We start from the raw sequence: 6,547 nt of genomic DNA, 5'->3' as shown, positions 1-6,547 counted from the left end.
GCTACACCCGGCCCGAACCCCCCGCCTCCACCCGCCGCCTGACCGGCCACGTCGAGCTGGACGACGTCACCTTCGGCTACAGCCCGCTGGACCCGCCGCTGCTGAAGAACTTCTCGCTCACCGTCGGCCCCGGCCGGCAGGTCGCCCTCGTCGGCGGCTCCGGCAGCGGCAAGTCCACCGTCTCCCGGCTGGTGGCCGGGCTGCACACCCCCTGGGAAGGCGCCATCCGCATCGACGGCACCCGGCTGGAGGACATCCCGCGCGGCGCCCTGGCCGCCTCCGTCGCCTTCGTCGACCAGGACGTCTTCCTCTTCGAGGGCACCGTCCGCGACAACGTCGCCCTGTGGGACCCCTCCATCCCCGACGAGGCCGTCATCGCCGCCCTGAAGGACGCCGCCGTGCACGACGTCGTCGCCCGCCGCCCCGGCGGCATCCGCAGCCGCGTCGAACAGGACGGCCGCAACTTCTCCGGCGGCCAGCGCCAGCGCCTGGAGATCGCCCGCGCCCTGGTGCGCCGCCCCAGCGTCATGGTCCTGGACGAGGTCACCAGCGCCCTCGACGCGACCACCGAGCAGGTCATCATCGACAACCTCCGCCGCCGCGGCTGCGCCTGCGTCGTCATCGCCCACCGGCTGAGCACCGTCCGCGACAGCGACGAGATCCTGGTCCTCGACCGCGGCACCGTCGTCGAACGCGGGCGCCACGAGCACCTGATCGCCGCGCAGGGCGCGTACGCCCGCCTGCTCAGGGAGCACTGAGGTGACGGCCCCGCCCCCGATGATCCCGCCGCCCCCGGTGCCCGACCCGGTCGTCGCCGCCCTCGGCGCCCTCGGCTCGCCCGTGGACGGCGCCGGCCTGCGCAGCCTGGCCCTGGAGGGGCCGCACGTCATGTGGCTCGTCGTCGGCGGCGCCATGGACCTGTTCGCCGTCGACGCCGCCGGGACCGGCCCCTGGCACTTCCTCGGGCGGCTCACCGCGGGCACCCTGCTGCTCGGCCCGGTCGAGGGCCCCCACCACACCCTGATCGCCCGGCCCCTGGAGGGCTGCGCGCTGCGCCGCATCGAGCTGTACGAGCTGTACGCCCAGCCCGGCGCCGCCCAGGGCTGGCTGAGCCCACTGGAGGACGCCTTCGCCCGCGGCGTCGGCCGCGGCCTGCGGGTGCTCTCCCAGGCGTCGCCCGACGGCCCGCCCGGAGCGGGCGCGGGCCTGGTCGCGGGGGCCGACGACGACATCCTGTGGATGCCGATCGCCCCCGGCAGCGTCGCCTACGGCGCCGGGTACGACCCGCACGCGCCCGGCACCCTCCTGGTGGACGCGGCACTGTGGCAGGCCATGGTCGACCAGCAGCACCGGCTGCTGTCCGCCGTGGACCGCTGGATCGACCAGCTCGAACGCGCCCACGAGGACCGCACCGCGGCCGGTATCCGGGCCGGCGAGGCCGCCCGCACCCAGGCCGACGCGGCCCTGGTCGCCTCCATCGGCGTCCCCGGGCGGACCGGCCGCACCGGGCGCTCCGGCCGTTCCGCCCGGGCCGCCCGCCCGCCGGCCGACGACGACGCCACGTTCGCCGCCTGCCGCCTCGTCGCCGACGAGGCCCGGATCACCCTGGCCGACCCCGCCGAGGCGGGCGCCGCCCCCGGCCAGGAGGACCCGGTCGAGCGGATCGCCCTCGCCTCCCGGATCCGCACCCGCGCCGTCCGGCTCTCCGGGAACTGGTGGCAGGAGAACAGCGGCCCCCTGATCGGCCGCCGCGAGAAGGACGCGGCCCCCGTCGCCCTGCTGTGGCGGCGCGGCGGCTACGTCGCCGTCGACCCCGTCACGGGCCGCCGCGAACGCGTCCGCAGGACCAACGAGGCCGCGTTCGAGCCGCGCGCTGTCATGCTCTACCGCCCACTGCCCGACCGGCCGCTGGGCCTGCTCGGGCTGCTGCGCTTCAGCCTGCGCGGCACCCGCGCCGACCTGCCCGGCATCCTGCTCGCCGGCCTGGTCGCGGTGGGCCTGGGCGCCCTGGTCCCCGTCGCCACCGGCAAGGTCCTCGGCCAGTACGTCCCGGAGGGCGAGACCGGCCTCATCGCGCAGGCGTCCCTAGCGATCGTCGCCGTCACCGTCGTCTCGGCCGCGTTCATGCTGCTCCAGAACCTCTCCGTCCTGCGCATGGAGGGCCGCGTCGAGGCCACGCTCCAGCCCGCCGTGTGGGACCGGCTGCTGCGGCTGCCCACCACGTTCTTCACGGGCCGCTCCACCGGCGAGCTGGCGAGCGCGGCCATGAGCATCAGCGCCGTCCGCCGCGTGCTGTCCGGCATCGGCCCGGTCTGCCTCCAGGCCGGGACCGTCGGCGCCGTCAACCTGGTGGTGCTCCTCCTCTACAGCGTGCCGCTGGCGCTGGTGGCCCTCGCCATGCTGCTGGTGATCGCCGCCGTCTTCCTCGGTCTCGGCCTGTGGCAGCTCCGCTACCAGCGGCAGTTGATCAAGCTCGGGAACAAGCTCAACAACCGCGCCTTCCAGACCCTGCGCGGCCTGCCCAAGCTGCGCGTCGCCGCCGCCGAGAGCTTCGCCTACGCCGCCTGGGCCCGGGAGTTCGCCCGCACCCGCGAGCTGCAGCAGCGCGCCGGCCGCGTCCAGAACGTGGTCACCGTCCTCAACGCGGTCTGCCTGCCGCTGTGCACGCTGATCATGTTCATGCTGCTGGCCGGTCCGGCGCGGGGCAGCATGTCCGCGGCGGGCTTCCTCACCTTCAGCACCGCCGTCACCATGGCGCTGTCCTCGGTCACCCAGCTCACCGGCGCGCTGCTGTCCGCCGCCGCGGTGCTGCCGATGTTCGAGCAGGTCAGGCCGATCCTGGACGAGATCCCCGAGGTGCGCGCCGAAGGCGTCCGGCCGGGAACGCTGAGCGGCGACATCGAGGTCCGCGACCTGTCCTACCGGTACGGCGACGACGGGCCGCTCGTCCTGGACGGCGTGAGCTTCCGCGTGCGGCCCGGGGAGTTCGTGGCGATCGTCGGCCCCAGCGGCTGCGGCAAGTCCACGCTGCTGCGGCTGCTCATCGGCTTCGACAAGCCGGTCTCCGGGAGCGTCCTGTACGACGGGCAGGACCTCGCCGCCCTCGACCAGGCGGCCGTGCGCCGCCAGTGCGGCGTCGTCCTGCAGAACGCCCAGCCGCTCACCGGCTCCCTCCTCGACTGCATCCGGGGCACCGGCACGTTCTCGCTGGAGGAGGCATGGGAGGCCGCCGCGATGGCGGGGCTGGCCGAGGACATCAAGGCCATGCCGATGGGCATGCACACCATGCTGTCCGACGGCGGCGGCACCGTCTCCGGCGGCCAGCGGCAGCGCCTGATGATCGCCCAGGCCCTCATCCGCAGGCCCCGCATCCTCTTCTTCGACGAGGCGACCAGCGCGCTGGACAACGAGACGCAGCGCGTCGTCATCGAGTCCACCCGCGCCCTGCGCGCCACCCGGATCGTGATCGCCCACCGGCTGTCCACGGTCATGGACGCCGACCGCGTGATCGCCATGGCGGACGGCCGGGTCGTCCAGCAGGGCTCCCCGGCCGAACTGCTCGCCGCCACCGGCGGCCTCTTCCACGAACTGGTCCGCCGCCAGATCCAGTGACGCCCGCCCGCCCGGCGCGGTGCCAGGCCGCTCGGTCCGCCGCGCTGAAGCGCGTGGCGGACCCGCCGGACGGCTGTCGGCCGCCCCTCGGAACGCCCTCGCGGGCAGGCCATGGGCCAGGCCGCATCCGGGCGAAGGCGCCAGGTCCCAGCCGTCGAGCACGGCCGGAATCGTGCCTCTCCCGGCTTCTGCGACGCGCTTCAGGGCTGGGCTTCCGGCTCGTGGGGGCACACCGGGGAGGATCAGGAGGCGTCGTCTGGCTCTCCCGGGCCCCCCGGGGGCCCGGGAGAAACCCCCGTGCGCCGGCAAGGCGCCGGATCGCGGCTCGTACGGTGGGGGGCACCTACCTTGCCTCCCCCGGACCGGCGTCCGGGAGGTGCCCCCACGATCCGGAAGACAGGCCCTAGTCCGGGGTGACCCCGGTGGCGTACTCGGGCTCGGTCGCGGTCACCGCCGGGGCGGGCGCCCGGGCCGGGGCCGTGGCGCGGGCGGCGTTGAACCAGCCGACGAGCAGGAAGACCGCCCACACGGCGCCGACGTAGAGCGAGACCCTGGCGTCGCTGTCCAGGGCCACGAGCACGGTCACGAAGCCGAGGAACAGCAGCGCCGCCCAGCTCGCCAGCGCCCCGCCGGGCGCCGGGAACGGCGAGGCGGGCAGGCGGCCCGCGACGACGGCGCGGCGGTAGCACAGGTGGCTGACCAGGATCATGGCCCACGTCCACATGCCGCAGACGGTGGCCACCGAGGTGACGTAGCCGAACGCCTTCTCCGGCACGAGGTAGTTGAGCACGACCCCGAAGCCCATCAGGACCACGGAGACGGTGACGCCGGCGGCCGGGGCCTGGCGGGCGTTGAGCCGGCTGAAGAGCGCGGGGGCCTCGCGGTTCGCGGCGAGGTCCCGGAGCATGCGGCCGGTGGAGTACATCCCGGAGTTGCAGGAGGACAGCGCCGCGGTGAGCACCACGAAGTTGACGATGGCGGCCCCGAAGGGCAGCCCGATCTCGGTGAAGGCGGCCACGAAGGGGCTGGTGCCCGAGTCGAACTCGGTCCACTTCACCACCGCGAGGATGACCGTGAGGGAGCCGACGTAGAACAGGGCGATGCGCCACGGCAGGGTATTGATCGCCTTGGGCAGGGTCTCCCGGGGGTTCTCGCTCTCGCCCGCGGTGACGCCGACCAGCTCGACGGCGATGTAGGCGAACATCACGCCCTGGAGCGTCATCAGGCTGGAGCCGATGCCGGTGGGGAAGAAGCCGTCGTGGGCCCAGAGGTTGGAGACCGCCGCGGTGTCCCCGGCCTGCGAGACGCCGAGGGTGAGGACGCCGATCCCGATGACGATCATGCCGATGATCGCGGTCACCTTGATCATCGAGAACCAGAACTCGATCTCGCCGAAGACCTTGACCGAGATCAGGTTCACCCCGAACAGCAGCACCAGGAAGAACAGGGCGCTCACCCACTGCGGGATGCCGGGGAACCAGTACGTGACATAGATGGCCGCCGCCGTCAGCTCGGCCATGCCGGTGACCACCCACAGCAGCCAGTACGTCCAGCCCGTGGCGTACCCGTAGAACGGGCCGAGGAACTCGCGGGCGTACTCGGCGAAGCTGCCGGAGACCGGGCGGTAGAGCAGCAGCTCGCCCAGCGCCCGCATGATGAGGAAGATGACGGCGCCCGCCAGGGCGTACATCACCACCAGACTGGGGCCCGCCTCGACGATGTTCGCGCCGGCGCCCATGAACAGCCCGACCCCGATGGCACCGCCGATCGCGATCATCTGCACCTGGCGGCTGCCGAGCCCGCGGTGGTATCCCTCTTCGGAACCTTCCGCGTCGCCCCGCGGTTCTTTGCGTGTGGTCATACTTCGGTCTTTCCTCAGCGGCAGCTCCTCATGCGACAAGCTGCTGAGAGGATAGCGTGACAATCCGGGACCAAACCACCGGACCGGTCACCCCGCGCACACGCACGGGATCCGGATCGGCACACCGCGGCCCGCCCCACGCCACAGCGGCGTCACAAGTGCGACGACGCCGCACGGCACCCGTGGCGACGAGAAGTGAGTATCCACCACCCGGCCGATCCGCGGCACGGCGGGGGCGGACCGACAGCCCAGGAGGCGAGAGGACATGACGGACCAACGGGTATGCGTCGTCACCGGCGGCGGCACCGGCATCGGCGCCGCCACCGCCCGGCTGCTGCGCGCGGCCGGGCACCACGTCGTCGTCTCCGGGCGGCGCCCCGAGCCGCTGGCCCGCGTCGCGGAGGAGACCGGCGCCCTGGCCCACCCGGCGGACACCCGGGACCCGGCCGCGGTGGCCGGCCTGGTCGAGGCCGCCGTCGCCGCCTACGGCCGGCTCGACGGGCTCGTGCTCAACGCGGGCATCGCGCGCCGGGGCGCCGCGGGCGACCTGTCCGACGAGGACTGGGAGGCCGTGCTGCGCACCAACGTCACCGGCCCCTTCCTCCTGCTGCGCGGCGCGCTCCCGCACCTGCTGCGGGCGCGCGGCGCGGTCGTCGCCGTCGCCTCCGTCTCCGGGCTGCGCAACGGCTTCGGCAACGCCGCCTACGCCACGTCCAAGGCGGCGCTGATCCAGCTCTGCCGCTCCGTGGCCGTGGACTACGGACCGCGCGGCGTGCGGGCCAACACCGTCTGCCCGAGCTGGGTGCGCACCGGGATGGCCGACGGCCGGATGGCCCGCTTCGCGGAGGAGGCGGGCGGGGAAGGCGTCGACGCCGCCTACGAGGAGGTCACCCGCCTGCTCCCCGCCCGCCGCCCCGGCGAGCCGGAGGAGGTCGCGGAGGCGATCTCCTGGCTGCTGTCCCCGGCGGCCTCCTTCGTCAACGGCGCGACCCTGACCATCGACGGCGGCGCGACGGCGATCGACGCCGGACACGTCCCCTTCGCCTTCCGGGTCGAGCCCCGCCCCCACTGACC

General features: G+C 74.1%; 4 protein-coding genes. 3 read left to right on the top strand and 1 reads right to left on the bottom strand.

The annotated features are described in order from the left end of the window. Together ACSNOC_RS26550 and ACSNOC_RS26545 are read left to right on the top strand one after the other, a co-directional pair. Window positions 1-758, top strand: a 758-nt coding sequence (locus ACSNOC_RS26550; RefSeq protein WP_436750115.1) for an ATP-binding cassette domain-containing protein, incomplete at its 5' end; no start/stop codon positions are given. 19 nt (window positions 759-777) lie between these two features. Next, window positions 778-3,612 carry an NHLP bacteriocin export ABC transporter permease/ATPase subunit gene (locus tag ACSNOC_RS26545; RefSeq protein WP_436750116.1) on the top strand — a complete coding sequence of 945 codons (2,835 nt, stop codon included), beginning with the start codon at window positions 778-780 and terminating at the stop codon, window positions 3,610-3,612. A 403-nt stretch (window positions 3,613-4,015) separates the two neighbouring features. Here the strand turns inward: ACSNOC_RS26545 and ACSNOC_RS26540 are convergent, their stop codons facing one another. After that, a complete protein-coding gene (locus ACSNOC_RS26540; RefSeq protein WP_436750114.1) occupies window positions 4,016-5,473 on the bottom strand; it encodes an amino acid permease in 1,458 nt (485 codons plus the stop codon). A gap of 265 nt (window positions 5,474-5,738) precedes the next feature. Between ACSNOC_RS26540 and ACSNOC_RS26535 the strand changes: the two genes are divergently transcribed. Further along, on the top strand, window positions 5,739-6,545 hold the full coding sequence (locus tag ACSNOC_RS26535; protein WP_436750113.1) for an SDR family NAD(P)-dependent oxidoreductase: 807 nt from the start codon (window positions 5,739-5,741) through the stop codon (window positions 6,543-6,545). Window positions 6,546-6,547: the final 2 nt, after the last annotated feature.

This window comes from Streptomyces sp. URMC 129 (genome assembly GCF_051386415.1).
GTDB lineage: Bacteria > Actinomycetota > Actinomycetes > Streptomycetales > Streptomycetaceae > Streptomyces.
The sequence above is the reverse complement of the archived record's forward strand: the minus strand, read 5'-3'. Positions and strand labels throughout refer to the sequence as shown.

Excerpts from the sequence above, each read along its gene's own strand:
- ACSNOC_RS26545 (WP_436750116.1), top strand. The coding sequence starts at position 778 with ATGATCCCGCCGCCCCCGGTGCCCGACCCGGTCGTCGCCGCCCTCGGC.
- ACSNOC_RS26535 (WP_436750113.1), top strand. The coding sequence starts at position 5,739 with ATGACGGACCAACGGGTATGCGTCGTCACCGGCGGCGGCACCGGCATC.
- ACSNOC_RS26540 (WP_436750114.1), bottom strand. The coding sequence starts at position 5,473 with ATGACCACACGCAAAGAACCGCGGGGCGACGCGGAAGGTTCCGAAGAG.